Raw genomic sequence first — 24,148 nt, 5'->3', positions numbered from 1 at the left:
CATGCGATCCGTGACGCTGCCCCGGTTCAGCCTCCAGGGCTGGACCGCCGAGGACATCTCCGACCCGTACCCGGTGTACCGGCGGTACCGCGAAGTCCGGTCCGTGCACGAAGGCGCGGACGACGGCCCGCCCACGTTCTACGTCTTCGGCTACGAGGACGTGGTGAAGGTGCTGTCCGACCGCAACTTCGGTCGCGTGTCACGCTCCACTGAGGACGGTGTGCCGCTGTCCCTGCCGGTGCCGCCGGAGTTCGCCGCGCTGCGCTCGGTCGTGGAGAACTGGCTCGTCTTCCTCGACCCGCCCGAGCACACCCGGCTGCGGTCGTCGCTGCAGAAGGAGTTCTCGGCCGGGGTGGTCACCGCGTTGCGTCCGCGCATCGCCCGCATCGCCCAGGAGCTGCTGTCGCGGCTCGCGGGCCGGGCCGACCTGGTCAGCGGTTTCGCGGCGCCGTTCCCGATCATGGTGATCTGCGAGCTCCTCGGTGTTCCCGCCCAGGACCACCAACGGCTGCGCGACCTGGCCGTGGCGTTGCAGGGGGCCAGCACCACCCGGACCGGCGAGTCGCGCCACATCGACGCGGAGGGCGCCGCGCGGGAACTCACGGACTACTTCCGCGACCAGGCGCAACGGCGGCAGCCGGGCGAGCACGACCTGATCGCGTTGATGCTCGGCATCCCGCTGAGCACGGAACGCGTCGTCGGCACGTGCGTGCACCTCCTGACCGCGGGACACGAGACGACCACCAACTCGCTGGCCAAGGCCGCGCTGATCCTGCGCGGCCACCCGGACCTGCTCGCCGACCTGCGCGACTACCCGGACCTGGTGCCCACCGCCGTGGAGGAACTGCTCCGCTACGACCCGCCGGTGCAGGCGGTGACGCGCTGGGCCCGCCAGGACGCCGTCGTCGGCGGCACGACCATCCCGGCCGGCAGCCGCGTGATCGCCCTGCTCGGCTCGGCCAACAGGGACCCGGCGCGCTTCCCGCGCCCCGACGCCGTGGACGTGCACCGGCCGGCGGACCGGCACCTCGGGTTCGGCATCGGCATCCACTACTGCCTGGGCGCGACGCTGGCCCGCGCCGAGCTGGAGATCGGCCTGCGCGCGCTGCTGGACGGCCTGCCGGGCTGGGAGAAGGCGCCCCACCAGGTCGAGTACGCCGACGACATGGTCTTCCACGGCCCCGCCCGCCTCGTCCTCGACCTGCCCACCAGCCCGGAAGGAACGCACCCGTGACATCGCAGACCGACGCAGTCGGCGGCAAGTACGACCAGTTCGCACAGGCCGGCACCACGGAAGCCCTGGGCGGCAACATCCACGCGGGCTACTGGGACGCCGGTGCCGAGCACGTGCCGATGGCCGCCGCGACCGACCGCCTGACCGACCTGGTGGCCGAGCGCCTGGCGCTGCAACCCGGTCACCGGGTCCTCGACGTGGGCTGTGGCAACGGTTTTCCGGCCGTGCGCATCGCCGAGACCCACGACGTGCACGTCACCGGCATCACGGTGTCGCAGCAGGAGGTCGCCAGGGCAGCCGGGCTCGCGGCGGAGTCGGAGGCGCAGGACCGCCTCAGCTTCCGGCTCGCCGACGCCGCCGGCCTGCCGGACGACCTCGGCACGTTCGACGCCGTCTTCGCGATCGAGTCGTTGCTGCACCTGTCCGACCAGGCCGCGGCGCTGACGCGGCTGCGCCGGTTCGTGCGTCCCGGCGGCAGGCTCGTCGTGGCGGACCTGTGCCAGCGCGAACCGTTCACCGGCGCGGGCGAGGCGGTGCTGACGGGCATGATCCGCACGCTGGAGATCGCCGGCATCAACAGCGAGCAGCAGCACCGGGCGAACCTGGAGCAGGCGGGCTGGGACCTGCTGGAGCTGCTGGACATCGGCGAGAACGTGCGGCCGAGCTACGAGCAGGCGGCCGCCGCGTTCCGCCGGATCGCCGACTCGGCACCGCCCTTCGCGGCCGCGGACATCATCACGGCCGCGGAGCTCATGGCGGCCTTCGGGGAGAACCCGAGCAGCGGCTACGTCCTGATCACCGCCCAACGGCCGTAGAAGGGGGTCCGCCATGACAGCCCAGCTGAGCAAGCCCGCCACCCTGCGCGCTCGCGGAAACGCCGGCCACCTGCACCGCATCGCCCTGTCCGCCGCGACCCGCCAGGGCGCGCACATGCGCACCGCGGACGTGCGCGCCTGGCTCGCGCAACGCCGCCAGGCCAACGTCCTGCAGGTCGAACGCGTCCCGTTCGCCGATCTCGACCAGTGGCACTTCGTGAGGTCCACCGGCGACCTCGTGCACGCGAGCGGCCGGTTCTTCGCGATCGAGGGCCTGCACGTGGTGGAGCACGACGGCCCGCACGGCGACGGCCCCTACCGCGAGTGGCAGCAGCCGGTCATCAAGCAGCCAGAGGTCGGGATCCTGGGCATCCTGTGCAAGGAGATCGACGGAGTCCTGCACTTCCTGATGCAGGCCAAGATGGAACCGGGCAACCCCAACCTGGTGCAGCTGTCCCCGACCGTCCAGGCGACGCGCAGCAACTACACCGGGGCGCACGGCGGGTCGAGCGTGAAGCTGCTGGGGCACTTCGCCGACCTCGACCGCGACCAGGTCGTCGTCGACGTCCTGCAGGCCGAGCAGGGGTCGTGGTTCTTCCGCAAGTCCAACCGCAACATGATCGTCGAGACCTCCGCGGAGATCGCCGAGGACGAGGACTTCCGCTGGCTCACCCTCGGGCAGATCGCGGAGCTGCTGCACGAGGACGAGACGGTGAACATGAACGCGCGCAGCGTGCTGTCCTGTCTTCCCTACTACGACCCGAATCCGGGCGCGCTGCACTCCGACGTCCAGCTGCTGTCCTGGTTCACCGGCGAACGGGCGCGTCACGACGTGCGGACCACGCGCATCCCGCTGGCGTCCGTGGAGGGCTGGAAGCGCGGCCCCGACGCCGTCGAGCACGAGGACGGCCGGTACTTCAAGGTCGTGGCGGTCGCCGTGCACGGCAGCAACCGGGAGCGGATCAGCTGGACCCAGCCGCTGCTGGAGTCCGTCGACATGGGCGTCTCGGCGTTCCTGGTGCGCGACTTCGGCGGCGTCCAGCACGTGCTGGTGCACGCCCGCGCCGACGGCGGCTTCCTCGACACCGTCGAACTCGCGCCCACCGTGCAATGCACGCCGCGCAACTACGAACACCTCCCCGCTGAGCAACGCCCGCCGTTCCTCGACGTGGTGCTGGGGGCCGAGCGGTCCCGCATCCGTTACGAGGCAGTGCATTCCGAGGAGGGCGGCCGGTTCCTGAACACCCGCTGCCGCTACCTCACCGTCGAGGCCGACCCCTCGCTGGTGCCGTCCGAGCCGCCACCCGGCTTCGTCTGGGCCACGCCCGCGCAGCTGACCACGCTGGCGCGGCACGGCCACTACCTCAACGTGGAGGCGCGCACGCTGCTGGCGTGCATGAACGCCGCCTCCGCCTGGCCACGGGGACTGGTGTGAAATGAAGAGGATCACTGTTCTCGGCGCGACGGGGTTCATCGGCTCGGCGGTGCTGAAGACCCTGGCACGTCAGGAAATCCGCCTGCGTGCCGTGGCCCGCAAACCGGCCGAGGTGCCGCCCGGCCCTGCCGAGGTCGAGGTGGTGACCGCCGACCTCACCGACCGCGCCGAGCTCATCAACGCGGTCGAGGGCTCGGACGCGGTCGTCTACCTGCTCCTCGGCGACGGCGGCTGGCGTGCCGCCGAGGACGGCTCCGCCGAGCGCGTGAACGTCGGTGTCATGCAGGACCTGCTCGACGTGCTGGGCCGCGACAACGGCATCCGGCCCGTGATCGTCTACGGCGGCGCGGCGTCCCAGGTCGGTGTGCCGCAACGGGAACCGCTCGACGGCAGTGAGCCGGACAAGCCCGAGACCGCGTACGACCGGCAGAAGCTGCGCGCCGAACTGCTGCTGGAGCAGGCGACTGCCGCCGGCCGGGTGCGGGGCATCAGCCTGCGACTGCCCACCGTGTTCGGCGAGAACACGCCGGGTGGTGGCCACGACCGCGGTGTCGTGTCCGCGATGGCGGCCAGGGCGCTCGCCGGGCAGCCGATCACCATATGGCACGACGGCACCGTGCGCCGCGACCTGGTGCACGTCGACGACATCGCCGCCGCGTTCGCCGCGGCACTCGCGCACCCCTATCCGTTGTCCGGCAGGCACTGGCTGCTCGGGGCGGGCCGTGGTGACGCGCTCGGCGACGTGTTCCGGCTCATCTCCGCCATCACGTCCGAGCACACCGGGGCCCCGCCGGTCGAGGTGACCTCGGTCCAGGCCCCCTCGCACGCTCCCGTGACCGACTTCCGCAGCGTGACCATCGACTCCTCCGCGTTCCGGGCCGTCACCGGCTGGCGCCCGGAGATCCCGCTGGGGGAAGGGATCCACCGAACCATCGCCGCACTCGCCCGAAAGGCTCGCCCATGACCACGCGTGTTTGGGACTACCTCCTCGAGTACCAGAACGAACGGCTCGACGTCCTCGACGCCGTCGAGAAGGTGTTCAACTCCGGGCAGCTCGTGCTCGGGGAGAGCGTGCGCGGGTTCGAGGAGGAGTTCGCCGCCTACCACGGCGTCGGGCACTGCGTCGGCGTCGACAACGGCACGAACGCGATCACGCTCGGGCTGCAGGCGCTGGGCGTCCAGCCGGGCGACGAGGTGATCACGGTGTCGAACACGGCGGCGCCGACCGTCATCGCGATCGACAACGCGGGCGCCACGCCGGTGTTCGTCGACGTCCGCGAGGAGGACTTCCTCATGGACACCACGCAGATCGAAGCGAAGATCACCGACCGCACCCGGTGCCTCGTGCCCGTCCACCTCTACGGGCAGTGCGTCGACATGGCGGCCATCCGGGCGATCGCGGACAAGCACGGTCTGAGCGTGCTGGAGGACTGCGCCCAGGCACACGGTGCCCGTCAGCACGGCAAGATCGCCGGCTCGACCGGTGACGTCGCGGCGTTCTCCTTCTACCCCACCAAGGTCCTCGGCGCGTACGGCGACGGCGGCGCGGTGATCACCCCGCACGACAACGTCGCCGCCCAGCTGCGCAGGCTGCGCTACTACGGCATGGACGAGATCTACTACACGGTCCAGACCCCGGCGCACAACAGCCGCCTCGACGAGGTCCAGGCGGAGATCCTGCGGCGCAAGCTGACCCGGCTCGACACCTACGTCGCCGGGCGGCAGGCGGTGGCGCGCCGGTACGAGGAAGGCCTGCAGGACACCGGACTCAGGCTTCCCGCCACGAACGCGGGCAACGACCACGTCTACTACGTCTACGTGGTCCGGCATCCCCGGCGCGACGACATCATCGAGCGCCTCAAGTCCTACGACATCCACCTCAACATCAGCTACCCGTGGCCCGTGCACACCATGAGCGGTTTCGCGCACCTCGCCGAGCGCACCGGCTCGTTGCCCGTCACCGAGGCGCTGGCGGGCGAGATCTTCTCGCTGCCGATGTACCCCTCGCTGTCGCCCGACCAGCAGGACAAGGTCGTCCACGCGCTGCGTCAAGTGCTGTCCACGCTCTGATCCCCGTTCGCACCGACCGCAGGAGCCCACATGGAAGTCCGCACGCTCGCAGTCGAAGGGGCGCTGGAGTTCAGCCCGCAGGTGTTCGCCGACGACCGGGGACGCTTCCTCTCCCCGTTCCAGGAGACGGCGTTCACCGACGCGCACGGCGAGCCCCTGTTCCCGGTCAGGCAGACCAACCACAGCGTGTCGAGCCGTGGTGTGGTGCGGGGGATCCACTACACCACCACGCCGCCGGGCTGCGCCAAGTACGTCTACTGCGCGGCCGGCTCGGCGATCGACATCGTGGTCGACATCCGGGTCGGCTCGCCGACGTTCGGCCGGTGGGACGCCGTGCTGATGGACCAGAACCACCACCGCACCATGTACTTCCCGGTCGGTGTGGGACACGCGTTCGTCGCACTGGAAGACAACACCGTCATGTCGTACATGGTGTCGAGCAGCTACGTGGCGGCCAACGAGCTCGCCCTCGACGTCCTCGACCCGGCTCTCGGGCTTCCCGTGCCGAAGGACGTCCCGCCGATTCTGTCCGAAAGGGACGGTGTGGCGATCACCCTCGCCCAGGCCCTGGAACAGGGTCTGCTGCCCGACTACGAGCTCTGCCGGCAGCTCGAGCAGGACCTGACGCGGGCGAAGGCCGGCTCGTTCCTCTGACCCCAGACCGACCACGACACGTTCACCTCATCAGGAGAAGCACGCCATGACCCAGACCTTGCCCCAGCCGCACGAAGTCGGCGCGCTCTACGACAAGCTGACCCTGAGCGCGATGCGCGACGGCAGCTTCAACACCAACGTGCACATCGGTTACTGGGACTCGCCGGAGTCGACGGCCTCGATCGACGAGGCGATGGACCGGCTGACGGACGTGTTCATCGAGCAGCTCCAGGTGGGCGAGTCGTCCCACGTGCTCGACCTCGGCTGCGGTGTCGGCGGCCCCGGCCTGCGGCTCGCGGGGAAGACCGGCGCGCGCGTGACGGGCGTCAGCATCAGCGCGGAGCAGGTCAAGACCGCCAACAAGCTCGCGGCCGAGACGGGCCTCGCCGCCAGGGTGGTCTTCGAGCACGCCGACGCGCTGAAGCTGCCGTTCCAGGACGGGTCGTTCGACGCGGTGATGGCGCTGGAGTCGATCTGCCACATGCCCGACCGCGACCAGGTCTTCCGCGAGATCTTCCGGGTGCTCAAGCCCGGCGGCCGGGTGGTGCTGACCGACATCTTCGACCGCTACCCGCGCAAGGAGGTCCGCAGTCCCGGCATCGACAAGTTCTGCCGCGACCTCATGTGCACCACGGCCGACATCGACGACTACGTCCCGATGCTGCACCGGGCCGGCCTGCGGCTGCACAGCATCACCGACATCACCGAGCACAGCACGCTGCGCCTGGCCGACGAGATCGAGAAGCTGGGCGGCTTCGAGGAACGGCCCGTGGCGATGGACGAGGGCAACTTCGAGTTCTCCGAGGACGCCTTCAAGCCGTCCGACCTGTCCGGCGCGGACGACTTCGGCTGCCTGCTGGCCGTCGCGGTCCGTCCCTGAAAGCACTGACGCGGCAGGGCGGCGCGACCGCCCTGCCCCTTCTCCCACGAAAGGCGCGGACACGATGACCGGCGAACTCGAGCGGACCGAGGTGCTGATCGCGGGTGGCGGCCCGGTCGGGATGGCACTGGCGATCGACCTGGCGTACCGCGGCATCGGCTGCCTGGTGGCCGAGGCCGGTGACGGCACCGTCCGCCACCCCAAGGTGAGCACGATCGGGCCACGCTCGATGGAACTGTTCCGGCGCTGGGGACTCGCGGACGCGATCCGCGACGCCGGCTGGCCGCCCGACCACCCGCTGGACATCGCCTGGGTCACCAAGATCGGCGGGCACGAGCTGCACCGCTACCGGCGGGGCACGGCCGCGGACCGCCCGGTCTTCCAGCACACCCCCGAACCCGACCAGATCTGCCCGGCGCACTGGCTCAACCCCGTGCTGGCACAGGCGGTCGGCGTGCACCCGGCAGGGCCGTTGCGGCTGCGGACGTCGATCAGCGGCGTGACGCAGACCGACGACCACGTCCACGCCGTCCTCACCGACCTGGAAACCGGTACGACCAAACAGGTGCAGGCCAGGTACCTCGTGGCCTGCGACGGCGCGTCGTCCCCCATCCGCCAGGCCTGCGGGATCGACGCCCCCGCCCGGTTCCAGCCCCAGATCTTCCGCAACGTGCTGTTCCGCGCCCCCGAGCTCAGGGCCAGGCTCGGTGACAACACCGCACTCGTGCACTTCCTCGTCCGCTCGGCTACGCTGCGCTTCCCGTTGCGCTCCCTGGACGGCGACGCCCTCTTCAACATGGTCGTCGGCGTCGAGGACGAGACGGCTCCCCGCGCCGACGCGCTGTCCCTGATCCGCGACGCGATCGCGTTCGAGACGCCGGTCGAGGTGCTGAGCGACGGCGACTGGCACCTCACCCACCGCGTCGCCGACCGGTACCGGGACCGCCGGGTGTTCCTCGCCGGCGACGCCGCGCACACCCTGTCGCCGTCCGGCGGTTTCGGCCTCAACACCGGCATCGCCGACGCGGCCGACCTGGGCTGGAAGATCGCCGCCACGCTCGGCTGCTGGGCCGGTCCCGGCCTGCTCGACAGCTACGAGGCAGAACGCCGGCCGATCGCCGAGGAGAGCCTGCGCGAGGCCAACGCGAACCTGCGGCGCACGATGGACCGGCAGGTGCCGCAGGAGATCGACCTGGACGGCCCGGAGGGCGAGCAGGCCCGCAGGGCCATGGCCGAACGGCTCGCGTCGAGCGGCGCGCACCGCGAGTTCGACGCCCCGGAGATCCACTTCGGACTCCGCTACCGGTCCGCGGTCGTCGTCGACGATCCCGGCCAGCCGGTGGACATCGCCGTTCCGGACGCGGCCTGGCGGCCCGGTGGTGATCCGGGCAGGCGCGCCGCGCACGCCTGGTGGGACGCCACGACGTCCACGCTCGACCTGTTCGGGCGCGGTTTCGTCCTGCTCCAGTTCGGCGGTGACGAAGGACTTCCGCGGTTCGAGGAGGCGTTCGCCGAACGCGGTGTGCCGCTGAGCGTCCACCGCAGCGGCGACGACGAGCTGGCCAAGCTCTACGAACGGGCGTACGTCCTGGTCCGGCCGGACGGCCACGTGGCGTGGCGGGGCGACGAGCTCCCGGAGGACCCGGCTGCCCTCGCCGACACGGTGCGCGGAGCCACGACGACGAACGGAGAAAGCCCGTGAAACCGGACGAGTTGCTGAGGGCACCTCGGGCCGAGATGCCCACCGAACCGGCGCCCGTCGACTCCATCCCGGCGGTGCTGGCGGCGGGCGCGGTGGCACCGGTCGTCACCGTGGACTACTTCGGCGGCACCAACTGGGTGGTGTGCGACCCGGACCTCGCCCGCGCCGCGCTCCTGGACGCGCGGCTCAGCAAGGACATGGCGCTCGCGCCGGAGTGGATGCGGATCCCCGGCGCCATGCTCGGCGCCCAGCCCCGCGCCGAGGTCGCCAAGGCCATGGTGATGAGCGAGGGCGAGGAGCACACCCGGATCCGCCGGTTGCACGCGAAGTTCTTCTCCCCCCGCAAGCTCGCGGCGTGGGGTGAGCGGCTGACCGTGCTCGCCGCGCAGCTGCTGGACGAGCTCGCCTCGGAGGACGGCGAGGTGAACCTCGTCGACCGCTTCACCTTCCCGCTGCCGCTCGGTTTCTTCAGCGAGCTCATCGGGGTGCCGCCGCACCTGCGGCCGGCGCTGCGCGAGGTCACCGACAACATCATCTACTCGGAGAACCAGGACACGCGCGCCGCCGGCGTGGGCGGGCTCGCCGGCACCGTCGCCCGGTGGGCGGCCGCCAAGAACGTCCTCGACGACGGGTTCATCACCGACCTTCTGGCGGCCGAGGCCGAGGACGCGGTCAGCCTGAACGAGGTCGTGACGTGGACGACCGGCCTGATCATGGCGGGCTACGAGTCCACGGCGAGCCTGATCGCCTCCTCGATCCACGAGGCCCTGCGGCGCCCGCCCGCGGAGCGGCCGCGCACCGAGGCCGAGATCGGCGACTGGGTGGAGGAGACCCTGCGGGTGCAGCCCCCGCTGCCGCACGCGACCTGGCGGTTCGCCACCGAGGACGTCGAGCTCGGCGGCTACCTGATCCCCGAGGGCGCGCCGGTGCAGGTCAACCTCGCGACGGCGAACCGCTGCCCGCACCGCACCGCCGGGGACGGGTTCGCCCCGGGAACCGGTGGCGACCACGTGAGCTTCGGCCTGGGCCGCCACCTCTGCCTGGGCGCGCCGCTGGCCCGCCTGGAGGCCAGGACCGCCCTCGGCGCGTTCCTGGCGCGCTTCCCGCACGCCCGCCTGAGCGAGACGAGCGAGGTGCGCTGGGAGTCCGACTGGATCATCCGGCGCATCAGCTCCCTGCCCGTCGTCCTGTCGCCCCAGTAGAAGGAAAGAGATGACGCAGACCCACGAAGGACCGCCGGCGGACGATTCGGTGAGCCAGATGCTGGTGCACCTGCGCGCGGCGCACCTGCTGCGCGCGGCGGTGGTGCTCGACCTGGCCGACACGCTGGAGGACGAGGCGCTCTCCGTCGCGGACCTGGCCGCCCGCACGAGCACCGATCCCGGCGTGCTCGGCAGGCTGCTGGCGGCACTGGCGAGCTTCGGTGTGTTCACCCTGACCGACGACGGCCGGTACGCGCACACCGCGCTGTCCCGGACGATGTGCTCCACCCACCCGGTGGGCCGCATCCTCGCCCAGGACCTGAAGTCCGACGCCACGTGGCAGGCGTGGAGCAGCCTCGCCGCCGCTGCGAAAGAAGGCCGCAGCCCGTTCGCGGTGGTGCACGGCACCGACTTCTACAGCTACATCAGCGAGCACGACCCCGAACAGGCCGCGAACTTCCACCAGGCCATGAACAACGCGACCGAGGAGGACAACGGCGACGTCGTCGCGGCGCTGGGCCTGCCCGCCACGGGCCTGGTGGTGGACGTCGGAGGTGGCCGCGGCGGCCTGCTGCGGGACGTCCTGCGCGCCGCACCGGACCTGCGCGGAGTGCTGTTCGACGTCGAGGGGGTCATCGCCGACGCCCTGCCGGAGCTGGTCAGCGACCCGCTCGCCTCGCGGTGCGAGACCGTCGCCGGGGACGCGCTGGTCGCCGTGCCCGAGGGCGCGGACCTGTACCTGCTGCGGTTCATCCTGCACAACTGGGGCGACGAGGACTGCGTCCGCATCCTGGAGTCCTGTGCGCGGGCCGCTCGGCCCGGTTCCCGGATCGTGGTGGTCGAGGTGCTGCTGGAGAAGTCCGGCACGCCCGACGCGTACACCGCGATGGCCGACATGGGGATGTTCGTGCTGTTCGGCAGCCAGGAACGCACCGAGGCCGAGTACGCGGGCCTGTTCGAGCGGGCCGGGCTGGAGTACCGCGGTTCGACGGCGACGGAGTCGCTGCACCTGTTCGAGGCCGTCGCACGCTGACGACGCGAGGGGCACGCTCTAGCCCGGAGCGCGCCGGCAGCACGTCTGACCGCGAACTCGCCCAGCGGCCTTTCGAGCCACACCATCAAACGACACGAGGGGCGCGCTCCGCACTGGAGCGCGCCCCTCGTCGTCTGTCAGAGCGAGGCGGTGAGGCGCTCCACGCGCTCGTCCACCACCGGAACAGATCCCGCACAGCTCCGTGCGTGGCACCTGCCCGACACCGCCGCACGCCAAAAACGACACGAGGGGCGCGCTCCGGTCCGGAGCGCGCCCCTCGTCACCGTTTGGTCAGAGCGAGGAGATGAGGCGCTCCACGCGCTCGTCCACCGCCCGGAACGGGTCCTTGCACAGCACGGTGCGCTGCGCCTGGTCGTTCAGCTTCAGGTGCACCCAGTCGACGGTGAAGTCGCGACCGGCGGCCTGCGCGGCGGCGATGAAGTCACCGCGCAGCTTGGCCCGCGTGGTCTGCGGCGGGGTGTCCTTGGCGGCCTCGATCTCACCGTCGTCGGTCACGCGCTCGACCTGGCCCTTGCGCTGCAGCAGGTCGAACACGCCACGGCCACGGCGGATGTCGTGGTAGGCGAGGTCGAGCTGGGCGATGCGCGGGTTGGACAGGTCCATGTTGTGCTTTTCCATGTACCGGTTCATCAGGCGGTTCTTGATGGCCCAGTCGATCTCGCGGTCGATCTTCGTGAGGTCCTGCGACTCGACGGCGTCGAGCGTGCGGCCCCACAGTTCGAGGACGCGCTCCGCCATGGGGTCCGGCGAGCGCTTGGCGCAGTGCTCGACGGCCTTCTCGAAGTACTCGCGCTGGATGTCGAGCGCGGAGGCCTCCTTGCCGCCCGCCAGCCTCACCGTCCTGCGACCGGTCAGGTCGTGGGAGATCTCGCGGATGGCGCGGATCGGGTTGTCCAGCGAGAAGTCCCGGAACTGGACGCCCTGCTCGATCATCTCCAGCACCAGGTTCGCGCTGCCCACCTTCAGCAGCGTCGTCACCTCGGACATGTTCGAGTCGCCGACGATGACGTGCAGGCGCCGGTAGCGCTCGGCGTCGGCGTGCGGCTCGTCGCGGGTGTTGATGATCGGACGGGACCGCGTGGTCGCGGACGACACGCCCTCCCAGATGTGCTCGGCGCGCTGCGAGAGGCAGTACACGGCGCCGCGCGGGGTCTGCAGCACCTTGCCGGCGCCGCAGATGAGCTGGCGGGTGACCAGGAACGGCAGCAGCACGTCCGCGATGCGGGAGAACTCGCCGGCCCGTGCGACCAGGTAGTTCTCGTGGCAGCCGTAGGAGTTGCCCGCCGAGTCGGTGTTGTTCTTGAACAGGAAGATGTCGCCGCCGATGCCCTCGTCGGCGAGCCTGCGCTCGGCGTCGACGAGCAGGTCCTCGAGGATCCGCTCACCCGCCTTGTCGTGCGTGACGAGCTGTGCCAGGTCGTCGCACTCGGCCGTCGCGTACTCCGGGTGGGAGCCGACGTCGAGGTAGAGCCGGGAGCCGTTGCGCAAGAAGACGTTGGAAGAACGTCCCCACGAGACGACGCGGCGGAACAAGTACCGCGCGACCTCGTCCGGGGACAGACGACGCTGCCCGTGGAAGGTGCAGGTCACCCCGAATTCTGTCTCAATGCCGAAGATCCGCCGCTGCATGCCTCAACAGTAGGCGACTCTCAGGCGGAGCAGGGTGATCCGTTCGGGCGGCACGCCGGTTGCGGTTTAGTGTCGGTGGCGTGTGGAAACGGGTCAGCGCTCTCGACAAGAAGCTCATGAGCTCCTCGGCCGGACTACGTCCGAGCAGGCTCGACACGGGTTTGAAGAGGCTTTCGAAAGCCGCCAACCACAGTCTGCTGTGGTTCGTCATCGCGGCGATTCTGGCGACGGGAAAAGGCCCGTACCGGCGTGGTGCGATGAGAGGCCTTGCGGCCATCGCGGGGGCCTCCACCAGCGCGAACCTGGTCGGGAAGTCACTTTTCCCACGCCGGCGGCCCGCCGCCGATCTGCTCGCGATGCGCCGCCGGCTGTCGAAGCGGCCGACGTCGTCGTCATTCCCGTCCGGTCACTCCGCGTCAGCGGCCGCTTTCGCCACGGCGGTGGCGATGGAATCGCCCAAAGCAGGCGCGGTGATGGCGCCGATCGCCGCCGCCGTCGCCTATTCACGCGTTCACACGGGCGTTCATTGGCCGACGGATGTCGCGGCCGGCGCGGCGGTGGGCGTCGGTGCCGCGTTGCTGACGCGCCGGTGGTGGCCGCTCGGGATGAACGAGCCCGCCTCGGCCTACGAGCACGCCGACCTGACGTCGTTGCAGGACGGCGACGGGCTGGTCGTGGTGGTGAACCCGTTCTCGGGCATCGGGCCGGACCCGACGCCGCAGATCACCGAGGAGTGGCCGAAGGCGCAGGTCGTCTCGGTCGAGGAGCTCGACGACCTGCCGGACGCGAAGGCACTGGGTGTGGCCGGTGGCGACGGGACCGTGGCCGCCGTGGCCGCGATCGCCGTCGAACGCGACCTTCCGCTGGTTCTCATCCCCTCCGGCACGTTGAACCACTTCGCGCGGGACGTGGGCATCACCGGCCTGCACGACACGGCGCAGGCGGTCGCGGACGGCGTGGGTGTGCGGGTGGACATGGCCCAGGTCAACGGGCAGTGGTTCGTGAACACCGCGTCGCTGGGCGGCTACCCGGACATGGTGCGGATCCGCGAGAAGCTGGAGAAGCGCTGGGGCAAGTGGCCCGCGGCGGGCATGGCGTTGTTCCGCGTGCTGCAACGCGCCAAGCCGCTGGACATCACCATCGACGGCGACAAGCACCTCGTCTGGCTGCTGTTCGTGGGCAACGGGCCGTACCGGCCGAAGGGCTTCGCGCCCACGATGCGGCCGCGGCTGAACGACGGCCTGCTCGACGTCCGGTACGTCCGGGCGGACCGGAAGTACTCGCGGACCAGGTTCTTCCTGGGCGCCCTGCTCGGCGCGTTGGAGCACTCGCGCATGTACAAGCACTTCGAGGTGGCCTCGTTGAACGTCGAGGTGCACGGCCCCCCGATCTCGATCGCGACGGACGGCGAGGTGCGCGAGCGGGCCAACCACTTCAAGTTCCGCTCGCGTGCGGCCGCGCTCGGGATCTATCGGCCGTAACCGTCAGATGTTCGACATTGTCGAACGTGCGCAGCTAGAGTGGGGTACGTGCCCGGACCCATCCAGTCCATTCAGCGCGCGGCCGAGGTCCTGAAGCTGCTCGCGCACGGCGGCGCGCACCAGCTGAGCGTCGGCGAGATCGCGCGCGCCCTCGACCTGGCGAAACCGACCGTGCACGGCATCCTGCGCACGTTGCAGGAGGTCGGGTTCGTCGAGCAGGAGGTCGAGGGCGGCAAGTACCGCCTGGGCGCCGCGCTGTTCCAGATCGGCACGTCGTACCTCGACGGCAACGAGCTGCGCGCCAAGGCGCTGAACTGGTCGGACACGCTGGCGATGCGGGCGCGCGAGGCGGTGCGCATCGGCGTGATGCACGGCAAGCACGTGCTCGTCGTGCACCACGTGTTCCGCCCGGACAACAGCCGGCAGACGCTCGACACCGGCGCGCTGCTGCCGTGGAACGCGACGGCGCTGGGCAAGGCGCTGGTCGCGTTCGGCGACAACTGGCCCGACGGCGACCTGCAGGCCTTCACCCGGCACACGCTCGATCCTGAGCAGCTGCACGCCGACATGAACGTGGTCCGCGACCGCGACTGGGCGTACGACCTGCACGAACTCGTCGAGGGTGAGGCGTCGGTGGCCGCCCCGATCCGGGACAGGCGCGGTGTGGTCGTCGGAGCGATCGGCGTCTCCGGGCCGGTCGAGCGGCTGTGCGACTCACCCGACCAGCCGCCGCGCCTCGAACTCGTGTCCTACGTACGTGAGGCAGCTCGCAGCGTTTCGAGGGAGCTCGGCGGGCTTTCCTGGTAGTACTGTGGAATCGTTCGACAATGTCGAATGGTTCACACAGAGGAGTGTGCACGGTGGCCTACATCGCGGCGATCGACCAGGGCACGACGTCGTCCAGATGCATCGTGTTCGACCAAGCCGGCGGGATCGTGTCGGTCGCTCAGCGCGAGCACCGCCAGATCTTCCCGAAGCCGGGCTGGGTGGAGCACGACGCGTCCGAGATCTGGACGAACGTGCAGGCCGTCGTGCGCGACGCCCTCTCTCACGCATCTCTCTCGCTCGGTGACATCGCCGCGTTCGGCATCACGAACCAGCGCGAGACGACGGTCGTGTGGGACAAGGCGACCGGCGAGCCCGTGCACAACGCGATCGTCTGGCAGGACACGCGCACCGACGCGTTGATCAGGCAGCTCGGCGACCAGGACAGGTTCCGCGAGCGCTCCGGCCTGCCGCTCGCGACCTACTTCTCCGGCCCGAAGCTGCGGTGGCTGCTCGACAACGTCGAAGGCCTGCGCGCACGCGCCGAACGCGGCGAGGTCCTGTTCGGCACCATGGACACCTGGCTGATCTGGAACCTGACCGGCCGTCACGTCACCGACGTCACCAACGCGTCGCGCACCATGCTGATGAACCTGGAGACCCTCGACTGGGACCAGGAGCTGGTGGACGCGATGGACGTCCCGCGCGCGATGCTCCCCGAGATCCGTTCCTCCTCCGAGGTCTACGGCACCTACGAGGGCGTGCCCGTCGCGTCGGCGCTCGGCGACCAGCAGGCCGCGCTGTTCGGCCAGACCTGCTTCGAGCCGGGCGAGGGCAAGTGCACCTACGGCACGGGCGCATTCCTGCTGATCAACACCGGTGACCAGCCGGTGCACTCGCAGAACGGCCTGCTGACCACCGTGGGCTACCAGATCGGCGACCAGCCCGCCGCGTACGCGCTGGAAGGCGCTGTCGCGGTGACGGGCGCGCTGGTGCAGTGGTTCCGCGACAAGATCGGGCTGATCTCGTCTGCGGCCGAGATCGAGACTCTCGCGCGCACGGTGGACGACAACGGCGGCGCGTACTTCGTGCCCGCGTTCTCCGGCCTCTTCGCACCGCACTGGCGCAGCGACGCGCGTGGCGTGATCGCCGGCCTGACGGGCTACATCTCGCGCGGGCACCTCGCACGGGCCGTGCTGGAGGCATCGGCGTGGCAGACGCGTGAGGTCGTGGACGCGATGAACGCCGATTCCGGCGTGGACCTCAAGACGTTGCGCGTCGACGGCGGCATGACGGCGAACAACCTGCTCATGCAGTTCCTGTCGGACGTGCTGGACGTGCCGGTGGTGCGCCCGATCGTGGCCGAGACGACGTGCCTGGGCGCGGCGTACGCGGCCGGTCTCGCGGTGGGCTACTGGGGCAGCACCGACGAACTGAAGGCCAACTGGCACAAGGCGGCCGAGTGGGAGCCGTCGATGGAACCGGCGGCGCGAGCTCGCGGCTACCGGAAGTGGAAGAAGGCGGTCGAGCGGACCGTCGGGTGGATGGACGAGGACGATGACTGACCTTTCTCAGCGTGACAGGGCTCGCGAAGAGCTTCAGCACGGCAAGTTCGACGTCGTCGTGATCGGCGGCGGCATCCTGGGCATCGCGACCACGTGGGCAGCGGCCCGTTCGGGACTGCGGGTCGCCCTGATCGAGAGCGGCGACTTCGCGGGCGCCACGTCGTCCGCGTCGTCCAAGCTCGTGCACGGCGGCCTGCGCTACCTCGCGATGGGCCCGTCGGCGGTGCCGATGGTGCACGAGAACCACAAGGAACGCCGCGCGCTGGGCGACCACCTGGCCCCGCACCTGGTGCGCCCGCTGCCGTTCCTCGTCCCCGTCTACAAGGGCGGTCCGCACAGCCGGTTCGTGCTGGGCGCGGGCGTCACGTTGTACTCCGCGCTGTCGGGCTTCGGCGACGGCATGGGGAAGGTGCTGTCGGCGCGCAGGGCTGCGGAGTGGGTGCCTGACCTGCGCGCCGACGGTCTGCGCGGTGCCGCGATGTACTACGACCACCAGATGAACGACAGCCGCGTGGCGATCACCGCCGCCCGCGCCGCCGCTGAGGCCGGCGCCGTGCTGCTCAACCACATCTCGGTCGTGGGCCTGCGCAAGACCGGTTCGAAGGTCACGGGCGTGGACCTGAAGGACTCGCTCGGCGAGTTCGGTGTCGACGCGAAGGTCGTCGTGAACGCGACCGGCCCGTGGCTCGACGTGCTGCGGCGCATGGAGGACCCGGCGGCCGACCCGTCGATCCGCCTGTCCAAGGGCTCGCACCTGGTGCTGAAGCAGACCTCGGAGTGGAAGGCCGCGCTGACGATCCCGGTCGACGACGTGCGCGTGTCGTTCGCGATCCCGTGGGAGGGCCACCTCCTGCTCGGCACGACCGACGAGGCCTACGAGGGCGACCCGGCCGCGGTCGCGTGCACCGACGCCGACGTCGACCAGATCCTCAGCGAGGCGGGCGTCGCGGTGTCCGGTCTGGACCGTTCACGGATCGCCTACACGTTCGCAGGTCTGCGGGTGCTGCCCGGCGGTCCCGGCGACACCTCGCACGCCAAGCGCGAGACGGTGATCACCGCGGGCTCCGGCGGCATGATCAGCGTGGCCGGCGGCAAGTGGACGACGTTCCGCAAGATCGGCGCCACCGTCCTGGCCCGCGTGAACTCCGAGCTCGGCCGCACGTTCGACGGCCCGCTGGACGGGGTCGCGCTGCCCGGTTCCGCGTCGCCCGACACCGTGGGTTCCGTGCTGGGCCACGCTTTCGACGCGCTGCCCGACGACGTGGTCCGCCACCTCGCCACGCACTACGGCACGACGTCGCACGAGGTCGTCGCCCTCGGCCTGGAGAACCCGGCGCTGCTGGAGCGCGTCCACCCGGACGGCCCGGACATCTGGGCCCAGGTCGAGCACGCCCGCCGCACCGAGTGGGCGTCCGAAGTGGACGACGTGCTGCGCCGCCGCACCACCGTGATGGTGCGCGGGCTCGACTCGCCCGAGGTGCGGTCGCGGGTGTCGGAGCTGCTGGCGTCCTAGTGGTGTGGCCCGGCAACGGGCCTGGTCACACCACTAGAGCCATGGCGCGTTCCACGAGGTACTCGGCCAGTTCGGGTTCCGAGTGGAACGCGCTGCGCAGCGCCAGCGTCCCGTCGCAGCCGAGCACGACCTCTTCCCGTGACACAGCACGGTGTTCGAGGTGCAGTCCCTCCAGGTAGGCGTCGATGATCGCCTCCCGCACGGGTGGCAGGTCCGCGACGGCCATCCGTCCCGCCTGCGCGAGTCCCACGAGCAGCTGACCGAGATCCGTGCCGACCGGGTTCGGGCACTGCCAGGTCACGTCGATCACCACGAACGACTCCGGATCGTCGAGCGGTACCAGCAGGTTCTGCGGGCACGCGTCGTTGTGCCCGTTCGCCTGGGGCAACGCTTCGAGCCGTGCCAGGAGCCCCGGCATCCGTTCCGCGAGGGCCGCGCAGTGCGGCCGCAGGAACGCGTCCCGCACGAGCCTTCCCTCGTACAGCACCCGCAACGCCCTGCCCGGCGCACCGCCGAACCTGCGCCCCGCCCAGCGGCCGAGTCCCAGCGCGGCCCGCCGGAACCTCGGCAGGTCCCACTCCACGTCCGCGCAGCGCACGTCCTCCAGCCACAACGCGATCCGGTCGCCGAAGTCGTCCACCCGCAGCACGCGCGGCCGGCGCATCCCCGGTGGCAGCACGAAGTCCGACAACAGGAACTCCGCCTCGTCGCGCCACGGGAGCTCGCCCACCACGTCCTTGAACTCGTCCGGGATGTGCGGCCGCCGCAGGACCTTCACGAACGTCGACTCCCCCGCCGACACCACCCGGTAGACCGCGGCCGTCGTCACGGCGACCGGGTTGAACGCCACCGGCACCACGCGGGTCAGCGGTACGGATCGGTGATCTCGCCGAGCATCTCCAGCGCCTCGCGCAGCTGTGCCATGCGGCGCTTGCCGATGTGCTGTTCCCATTCCGCCTCGATCCTCGCCATCTCCGCGTTCGCGACGGGGACGGCCTCCTTCGCCTTGTCGGTCACGCGCACCAGCCGCGCCCGGCCGTCCGTGGGGTCGGGCACGCGTTCGACGTAGCCGGCCTTCTCCAGCTGGTCCACCAGGAACCCGGCGGTCTGCTTGGTCACCTGAGCGGCCTCGGCGAGCTCGGTCAGCCGCGTCCCGTCCGAGCCCACGCGCATCAGCACCCGCGCCTGCGCCTGCGTGATCTCGAACCCCGCCGCGATGACGGCGGCCAGGATCCGGTTCTCCACCTCGCGGCTCGGGATGAAGAGCAGCAGCCCGATGTTCACCCGTTGGCTCCTCTTGTTTTAGTCAGATGCTCTGATTAAAGTAGTCAGCCTCTCGAACTAAATCAAGCGGAGGACGGCCATGGACGGCACCCAGATGTGGCAGACGATCGACTCCGAACGCGCGGCGACCGCGGACCTGCTCGCCGGACTCAGCGACGTCGAGTGGACCTACCCGTCGCTCTGCGAGGGCTGGACGGTGCGCGAGGTCGCCGCCCACCTGTCGCTCGCGCACCGGGTCGGCGTCGGCAGGGCGTTCAAGGCGTTCGTGCGGGCTCGCGGCAGCTTCAACCGCATGGTCGACCAGACAGCGCGCGAGGAGGCGCGCAGACCTGCCGCCGAGATCGTCGCGGAACTGCGCGGTGCCGTCGGGTTCCACCGGCTCGCGCCCGGCCAGACGCTCAAGAACGCGCTGATGGACACCATGGTCCACACCCAGGACATCGCGCTGCCGCTCGGCATCGAACGCCACATGCCTCTCGACGCCGCCGTGGTCGCGGCGGACGACCTGTGGCGGATCGGGTTCCCGTTCCACGCGCGCCGCAGGCTGGCCGGACATCGGCTCGTCGCCACCGACGCCGACTGGACCGTCGGCGAGGGCGCCGAGATCAGCGGGCCGATCGAGGCGCTCGTGATGCTGCTCGCCGGGCGCACCGCGACGATCCCGCGGCTGACCGGCATCACGGCCTGAGTTCGCGCACCATCCTGCGGCACACGTGGACGCGCTCGAACCGTTGGCGCATCTCGGCTTCCCGCTCGATCCGGGCGTGCAGGAACGCCCCGGCCGGCACCAGCCCGTGCTTCGCGGTGAGCACCGTGCCGAGCTCGTCGGCGGACGCGTGCACGTGCAGGCAGCTCTCCGACTCCGTAAAACCGTTGCGCGCGAACCAGTTCAGCGCGGGCTCGTCCTCACGGGCCCAGGCGTCGAGCGTCCGCACCCCGCACCGCTCCAGCCGCGGCACCGCCTCCGCCAGCAGTGCCGTCGCGATCCTCTCGCCCCGGCGGCCGGGATGCACCACCACCGTGTCGATGGTCGCCTCCGCGCCGGGCACCGACACGTCCAGGATTCCGGCCACCTCGTCACCGTCGAGCGCGACGAGCTCCAGGTCCGTGCGGCGCTTGGCCTGCCAGACGTCGTCGAAGTAGTTCGTCGCGAGAAATCCGAGCACCCGGCACCTCAGCCAGGACTCCTCGTCGGCCGGTTCGTAGTTCCTGATCTCCGGCGGCCGGCCCGGCGTGCCCCTGGACCTGCCCGATGCTCCCAGCAAGCGCACTTCCCCTGGTCGCCCCCGTGCGGCGTCCACCACGTCGTCCCCCAGTCCACTGCCCGCCGGACGTCTCCGGCACGGTCCAGGGTTCCTGATGCCGGGACCGCACGCACTCCTGTTTCCGCGTCACCGTTTGCCAGGAACATACTCGGTATGCATACTCGGTAGGTATGTCGGTCAAACACGGTCTGCTCGCCCTCCTGGAGCGCGGGCCCATGTACGGCTACCAGCTGCGGGCGGCGTTCGACTCGGCCACCGGCGGCACGTGGCCGTTGAACATCGGGCAGGTCTACACGACGTTGTCGCGCCTGGAGCGCGACGATCTGGTGGCCGCTCTCCCCGAGAACGAGGGCCAGCGGCCCTACGAGATCACCGCGCACGGCCGGGACGAGCTGAAGAAGTGGTTCGCCACGCCCGTCCAGCGCGGTGACCGCCCGCGCGACGAGGTGGCGATCAAGCTCGCCCTCGCCATCACCACGCCGGGCGTCGACGTCGCCAAGGTCGTGATGACCCAGCGCACGGCCACCATGCGGACGTTGCAGGAGTACACGAGGCTCAAGACCCAGCCGGGCGACCTGCCGTGGCTGCTCGTGCTCGACGCGATGATCTTCCAGGCCGAGGCCGAACTGCGCTGGCTCGACCACTGCGAGGCGAGCCTGCTGCGCTACGAGCCGAAGCCCGTCCCCGAGACGACCGATGTCGAGGTGCCGAGATGACCGTCCTCGAACTGCGCGACGTGCACCGCGTCCACGGCACCGGCGAGACGGCGGTCAACGCCCTCAAGGGCATCTCCCTCACCGTCGGCCCCGGTGAGCTCGTCGCCGTGATGGGCCCGTCCGGTTCCGGCAAGTCGACGTTGCTGAACCTCGCCGGCGGCCTCGACAGCCCGACCAGAGGCCAGGTGCTGGTCGACGGCACGAGCCTGCAGTCGTTGTCACGCAAGCAGCTCGCCGCCTGGCGCCGCAGGCGGATCGGATACGTGTTCCAGGACCTCAACCTCATCGCGAGCCTCACCGCCGCCGAGAACGTGGCTCTCCCGCTCGACCTCGACGGTGTCCGCAGGTCCCGCCACCAGGCAGTGACCGCACTGTCCGAAGTGGACCTCGACGGCTACGCCGACCGGTTCCCCGACGAGATGTCCGGCGGCCAGCAGCAACGGGTGGCCATCGCCCGCGCACTGATCGGCGAACGCCGCCTCGTCCTCGCCGACGAACCGACCGGCGCCCTCGACTCCCGCACCGGCGAGACGGTGCTCCGCCTGCTTCGCGGCAAGGTCGACGCCGGAGCCGCCGCCGTCCTGGTCACGCACGACGCCCGCCACGCCGCCTGGGCCGACCGCGTCGTCTTCCTGCGCGACGGCGTCGTCGTCGACGTCTCGTCCCGCGACCAGCCAGAAGAACTGCTGAGCACGCCGTGACCGGGTGGCGCGCAGCACTGCGCATCGCCTCGCGCGAGGCCCGCAGGTCGGCAGGCCGCTCGGCTCTCGTCGTCGCCCTGATCGCGGTCCCGGTGGCCGCGCTCTCGTTCGCCGCGACCGTCCACGACTCGACCACGCTGACCCCGGACGAGGACGCCGCCCGCCGCATGGGCGCCGCCGAGGCCCTGGTCAGCTGGCCCTACCGCGGCCCCGTCATCCAGGAGCCGACCAGGGACTTCGCCATTCCGACGACCGGCGCCGAAGGCCAGGAGCCGTCCGAAGAACGCCTGCGCGCCCTGCTCCCCGGCTCCGGACTGGTTCCCGTGGACCGCGGCGGTGTCAACATCCGCACCACGGCGGGAGTGGGCCGCGCGGGTGTCCGCATGCTCGACCTGACCAACCCGCTCACCCAGGGCATGATCACCGTCCTGGAGGGCCGCGCGGCGACCAGCGCCACCGAGATCACGTTGTCCCGCAGGGCGATGGACCGCACCGGCACCGCGGTGGGCGGCACCCTCACGACCGAGGACGGCCGCACGTTCACCGTCGTGGGCGTCATCGAGGAACCGGACAGGCTCGACAACACCACCGTCGTCGCGCTGCCCGGCACGTTCGAGCAGAGCGACCGTTCCTGGCTGGTCACCACACCGCTGCCGTGGGCGAAGGTCAAGGAACTCAACAAGTTCGGCATCGCCGCCCTGTCCCGCACCGTCCTGAAGAACCTGCCACCGGCCTCCGAGCGCTACCAGGAGCTCCGCGGCTCCAGCGAACTCACCGCCGACGTCCTCGTCCTGGTCGCAGGCCTGGCCGTGCTGGAGATGTCGCTGCTGGCAGGCTCCGCGCTCGCCGTGGGGGCTCGCCGCCGCAAACGCGACCTGGCCCTGGTGGCCGCGGTGGGCGGTTCCCCGGCCCACGTCCGCAGGATCGTCCTGGCCGACGGCGTGGTCATGGGCACGCTGGCCGCACTGGCCGGTCTGGCACTCGGTGTCCTGGCCGCGGTCGCCAGCCGCCCACTGGTCGAGTGGCTCCTGGCCGAACGCTTCGGCGCCCAACGCTTCTTCCCGTCCGCACTGGCCGCCCTGGCACTGCTGGCGATCGTCACCGGCGTCCTCGCGGCCCTGGTACCGGCCTGGATCTCGTCGCGCCAGGACGTGGTGACCGCCCTGGCGGGCCGCCGGGGCATCACCCGGTCCCGCCGCCGCTGGCTGGTGCTGGGCCTGGCCCTGGTCGTCGCGGGCATCGCCGTGGGCGTCTTCAGCGCCGTCCAGATGCAGATCGTCGGCATCCTGATCGCCCTGATCCTCACCGAGGCAGGCCTTGTCCTCTGCACACCCTCGCTCCTCGGTCTCCTGGCCCGGGGCGGCCGCAGGCTCCCGGTGGCACTGCGCATCGCCCTGCGCGACGCCTCCCGCAACCGGACAGCGGCGGCCCCGGCGATCTCCGCCGTCATGGCCGCCGTGATCGGCGCGGTGGCCGTGAGCGTCATGCTCACCTCCCAGTCCCAGCAGGAAGCGGGCCAGCTCGCGGGCACCATGGGCGACGTCACCGTCTACCGCCTGGACGACCTGACCAAGTCCAGCACCGCCGCCATCCCACCGTCGATCGCCACCGCCCTGCGCAACACCATGCCGGTGGCCGAAACCCACGAGCTCAAGCTCCTCTCGTGCGACGGCGGCCCCTGCTTCGCCCACATCCGCCCACCGGCGGACCGCGAATGCCCGTACGCCCTCGACGTCCTGCACCGAGACCCCACCGAGGCGGAACAACAGTCCGCCCTCACCGACCCCCGCTGCGCCGGCGTGGGCAGAACCCACCGCTACTTCGGCACCTACACCACCGCCAACGGCTTCCTGGTCGTAGCCACCCCGGAAGCCGCGAAAGCCTTGCTGCACCTCACCCCCGACGACGTGCCCGCAGCGCAGGCAGCCCTCCGCGAAGGCAAGATCGTCGTCAACGACCCCGGCCTCCTCTCCGACGACCAGCTCCTCCTGGCCACCGGCACCCAAGCCACCACGACAAAGACAAAGGGCTTCGCCACACCACAACGCCACCCGGCTCCGCTGGCCGTGATGACAGAAGAAACCGCCCGCTCCCTGGGCTACGACGTCTCGACGTTCACCATGTACGCCACCACAACCCGAATGCCCACCGAGGCAGAACAGGAAGCACTGACCGCGGCCCTC

22 protein-coding genes are annotated in these 24,148 nt (G+C 70.8%); 18 read left to right on the top strand and 4 right to left on the bottom strand.

Translation table 11 applies throughout. The features are described 5' to 3' along the window. Position 1 precedes the first annotated feature (1 nt). From SK571_RS33965 to SK571_RS33920, 10 genes are all read left to right on the top strand, one after another. Entirely contained in the window at positions 2–1,234 is a 1,233-nt protein-coding gene (locus tag SK571_RS33965; RefSeq protein ID WP_319988201.1) for a cytochrome P450, read from the top strand. Next, positions 1,231–2,049: an SAM-dependent methyltransferase gene (locus SK571_RS33960; RefSeq protein ID WP_319988200.1), complete on the top strand. Its 819-nt coding sequence runs from the start codon at positions 1,231–1,233 to the stop codon at positions 2,047–2,049. The genes SK571_RS33965 and SK571_RS33960 overlap by 4 nt, the downstream gene beginning before the upstream one ends. Positions 2,050–2,062: 13 nt before the next feature. Beyond that, positions 2,063–3,484: an NDP-hexose 2,3-dehydratase family protein gene (locus tag SK571_RS33955; RefSeq protein WP_319988199.1), complete on the top strand. Its 1,422-nt coding sequence runs from the start codon at positions 2,063–2,065 to the stop codon at positions 3,482–3,484. Position 3,485: 1 nt separating this feature from the next. Then, positions 3,486–4,448, top strand: coding sequence for an NAD-dependent epimerase/dehydratase family protein (locus SK571_RS33950; protein WP_319988198.1), 963 nt, complete (start codon positions 3,486–3,488; stop codon positions 4,446–4,448). Further along, a complete protein-coding gene (locus SK571_RS33945; RefSeq protein ID WP_319988197.1) occupies positions 4,445–5,554 on the top strand; it encodes a DegT/DnrJ/EryC1/StrS family aminotransferase in 1,110 nt (369 codons plus the stop codon). The genes SK571_RS33950 and SK571_RS33945 overlap by 4 nt, the downstream gene beginning before the upstream one ends. Positions 5,555–5,584: 30 nt before the next feature. Further along, entirely contained in the window at positions 5,585–6,208 is a 624-nt protein-coding gene (locus tag SK571_RS33940; RefSeq protein WP_319988196.1) for a dTDP-4-dehydrorhamnose 3,5-epimerase family protein, read from the top strand. 46 nt (positions 6,209–6,254) lie between these two features. Then, on the top strand, positions 6,255–7,088 hold the full coding sequence (locus SK571_RS33935) for an SAM-dependent methyltransferase (RefSeq protein ID WP_319988195.1): 834 nt from the start codon (positions 6,255–6,257) through the stop codon (positions 7,086–7,088). 64 nt (positions 7,089–7,152) lie between these two features. Next, positions 7,153–8,790 (top strand): FAD-dependent monooxygenase, encoded by a 1,638-nt coding sequence (locus SK571_RS33930; RefSeq protein WP_319988194.1) that lies wholly within the window; start codon positions 7,153–7,155, stop codon positions 8,788–8,790. Further along, complete coding sequence (locus SK571_RS33925; protein WP_319988193.1) at positions 8,787–9,992, top strand: cytochrome P450; 1,206 nt, start codon at positions 8,787–8,789, stop codon at positions 9,990–9,992. The genes SK571_RS33930 and SK571_RS33925 overlap by 4 nt, the downstream gene beginning before the upstream one ends. A gap of 10 nt (positions 9,993–10,002) precedes the next feature. Then, a complete protein-coding gene (locus SK571_RS33920) occupies positions 10,003–11,025 on the top strand; it encodes a methyltransferase (protein WP_319988192.1) in 1,023 nt (340 codons plus the stop codon). 291 nt (positions 11,026–11,316) lie between these two features. On the opposite strand, the gene pafA is transcribed toward SK571_RS33920, so the two are convergent. After that, a complete protein-coding gene (gene pafA / locus SK571_RS33915) occupies positions 11,317–12,675 on the bottom strand; it encodes a Pup--protein ligase (protein ID WP_319988191.1) in 1,359 nt (452 codons plus the stop codon). 116 nt (positions 12,676–12,791) lie between these two features. On the opposite strand from pafA, the gene SK571_RS33910 reads away from it, so the two are divergent. From SK571_RS33910 to SK571_RS33895, 4 genes are read left to right on the top strand one after another with little or no spacing between them, the layout of a single operon-like run. Further along, the gene (locus SK571_RS33910; protein ID WP_319988309.1) at positions 12,792–14,156 is read left to right on the top strand and encodes a bifunctional phosphatase PAP2/diacylglycerol kinase family protein; all 1,365 of its coding nucleotides are present in this window, start codon (positions 12,792–12,794) and stop codon (positions 14,154–14,156) included. 48 nt (positions 14,157–14,204) lie between these two features. Further along, the gene (locus SK571_RS33905) at positions 14,205–14,963 is read left to right on the top strand and encodes an IclR family transcriptional regulator (RefSeq protein WP_319988190.1); all 759 of its coding nucleotides are present in this window, start codon (positions 14,205–14,207) and stop codon (positions 14,961–14,963) included. A gap of 53 nt (positions 14,964–15,016) precedes the next feature. Then, a complete protein-coding gene (gene glpK, locus SK571_RS33900) occupies positions 15,017–16,486 on the top strand; it encodes a glycerol kinase GlpK (RefSeq protein WP_319988189.1) in 1,470 nt (489 codons plus the stop codon). Further along, a complete protein-coding gene (locus SK571_RS33895) occupies positions 16,479–17,999 on the top strand; it encodes a glycerol-3-phosphate dehydrogenase/oxidase (RefSeq protein ID WP_319988188.1) in 1,521 nt (506 codons plus the stop codon). The genes glpK and SK571_RS33895 overlap by 8 nt, the downstream gene beginning before the upstream one ends. Positions 18,000–18,024: 25 nt before the next feature. Here the strand turns inward: SK571_RS33895 and SK571_RS33890 are convergent, their stop codons facing one another. After that, on the bottom strand, positions 18,025–18,858 hold the full coding sequence (locus tag SK571_RS33890; protein ID WP_319988187.1) for a hypothetical protein: 834 nt from the start codon (positions 18,856–18,858) through the stop codon (positions 18,025–18,027). Positions 18,859–18,863: 5 nt separating this feature from the next. Next, positions 18,864–19,283 carry a MarR family winged helix-turn-helix transcriptional regulator gene (locus SK571_RS33885; RefSeq protein WP_319988186.1) on the bottom strand — a complete coding sequence of 140 codons (420 nt, stop codon included), beginning with the start codon at positions 19,281–19,283 and terminating at the stop codon, positions 18,864–18,866. 79 nt (positions 19,284–19,362) lie between these two features. Here SK571_RS33885 and SK571_RS33880 point away from each other — a divergent pair, with 79 nt between their 5' ends. Then, positions 19,363–19,971: a maleylpyruvate isomerase family mycothiol-dependent enzyme gene (locus SK571_RS33880; protein WP_319988185.1), complete on the top strand. Its 609-nt coding sequence runs from the start codon at positions 19,363–19,365 to the stop codon at positions 19,969–19,971. Here the strand turns inward: SK571_RS33880 and SK571_RS33875 are convergent. Then, positions 19,961–20,548, bottom strand: coding sequence for a GNAT family N-acetyltransferase (locus SK571_RS33875; RefSeq protein ID WP_319988184.1), 588 nt, complete (start codon positions 20,546–20,548; stop codon positions 19,961–19,963). The two genes, SK571_RS33880 and SK571_RS33875, sit on opposite strands and share 11 nt — an antisense overlap. A 170-nt stretch (positions 20,549–20,718) precedes the next feature. On the opposite strand from SK571_RS33875, the gene SK571_RS33870 reads away from it, so the two are divergent. The 3 genes from SK571_RS33870 to SK571_RS33860 form a co-directional block, all read left to right on the top strand. After that, on the top strand, positions 20,719–21,264 hold the full coding sequence (locus SK571_RS33870; protein ID WP_319988183.1) for a PadR family transcriptional regulator: 546 nt from the start codon (positions 20,719–20,721) through the stop codon (positions 21,262–21,264). After that, positions 21,261–21,965: an ABC transporter ATP-binding protein gene (locus SK571_RS33865; RefSeq protein WP_319988182.1), complete on the top strand. Its 705-nt coding sequence runs from the start codon at positions 21,261–21,263 to the stop codon at positions 21,963–21,965. Before SK571_RS33870 ends, SK571_RS33865 begins: the two co-directional genes overlap by 4 nt. Beyond that, the coding region (locus SK571_RS33860) for an FtsX-like permease family protein (protein ID WP_319988181.1) at positions 21,962–24,148 on the top strand (2,187 nt) is incomplete at its 3' end. The genes SK571_RS33865 and SK571_RS33860, both read left to right, overlap by 4 nt.

The sequence above is a fragment of the Lentzea kristufekii genome (genome assembly GCF_033949925.1).
In the GTDB taxonomy this organism is placed as follows: domain Bacteria; phylum Actinomycetota; class Actinomycetes; order Mycobacteriales; family Pseudonocardiaceae; genus Lentzea; species Lentzea kristufekii.
This window is presented reverse-complemented; position numbering and strand designations above follow the sequence as displayed.

What these genes read in the sequence shown, in the direction of transcription:
- SK571_RS33865 (WP_319988182.1), top strand. Translation starts at nt 21,261, where the DNA reads ATGACCGTCCTCGAACTGCGCGACGTGCACCGCGTCCACGGCACCGGC.
- SK571_RS33895 (WP_319988188.1), top strand. Translation starts at nt 16,479, where the DNA reads ATGACTGACCTTTCTCAGCGTGACAGGGCTCGCGAAGAGCTTCAGCAC.
- SK571_RS33910 (WP_319988309.1), top strand. Translation starts at nt 12,792, where the DNA reads ATGAGCTCCTCGGCCGGACTACGTCCGAGCAGGCTCGACACGGGTTTG.
- SK571_RS33965 (WP_319988201.1), top strand. Translation starts at nt 2, where the DNA reads ATGCGATCCGTGACGCTGCCCCGGTTCAGCCTCCAGGGCTGGACCGCC.
- SK571_RS33880 (WP_319988185.1), top strand. Translation starts at nt 19,363, where the DNA reads ATGGACGGCACCCAGATGTGGCAGACGATCGACTCCGAACGCGCGGCG.
- SK571_RS33940 (WP_319988196.1), top strand. Translation starts at nt 5,585, where the DNA reads ATGGAAGTCCGCACGCTCGCAGTCGAAGGGGCGCTGGAGTTCAGCCCG.
- pafA (WP_319988191.1), bottom strand. Translation starts at nt 12,675, where the DNA reads ATGCAGCGGCGGATCTTCGGCATTGAGACAGAATTCGGGGTGACCTGC.
- SK571_RS33930 (WP_319988194.1), top strand. Translation starts at nt 7,153, where the DNA reads ATGACCGGCGAACTCGAGCGGACCGAGGTGCTGATCGCGGGTGGCGGC.
- SK571_RS33955 (WP_319988199.1), top strand. Translation starts at nt 2,063, where the DNA reads ATGACAGCCCAGCTGAGCAAGCCCGCCACCCTGCGCGCTCGCGGAAAC.
- SK571_RS33950 (WP_319988198.1), top strand. Translation starts at nt 3,486, where the DNA reads ATGAAGAGGATCACTGTTCTCGGCGCGACGGGGTTCATCGGCTCGGCG.
- SK571_RS33920 (WP_319988192.1), top strand. Translation starts at nt 10,003, where the DNA reads ATGACGCAGACCCACGAAGGACCGCCGGCGGACGATTCGGTGAGCCAG.
- SK571_RS33870 (WP_319988183.1), top strand. Translation starts at nt 20,719, where the DNA reads ATGTCGGTCAAACACGGTCTGCTCGCCCTCCTGGAGCGCGGGCCCATG.
- SK571_RS33935 (WP_319988195.1), top strand. Translation starts at nt 6,255, where the DNA reads ATGACCCAGACCTTGCCCCAGCCGCACGAAGTCGGCGCGCTCTACGAC.
- SK571_RS33945 (WP_319988197.1), top strand. Translation starts at nt 4,445, where the DNA reads ATGACCACGCGTGTTTGGGACTACCTCCTCGAGTACCAGAACGAACGG.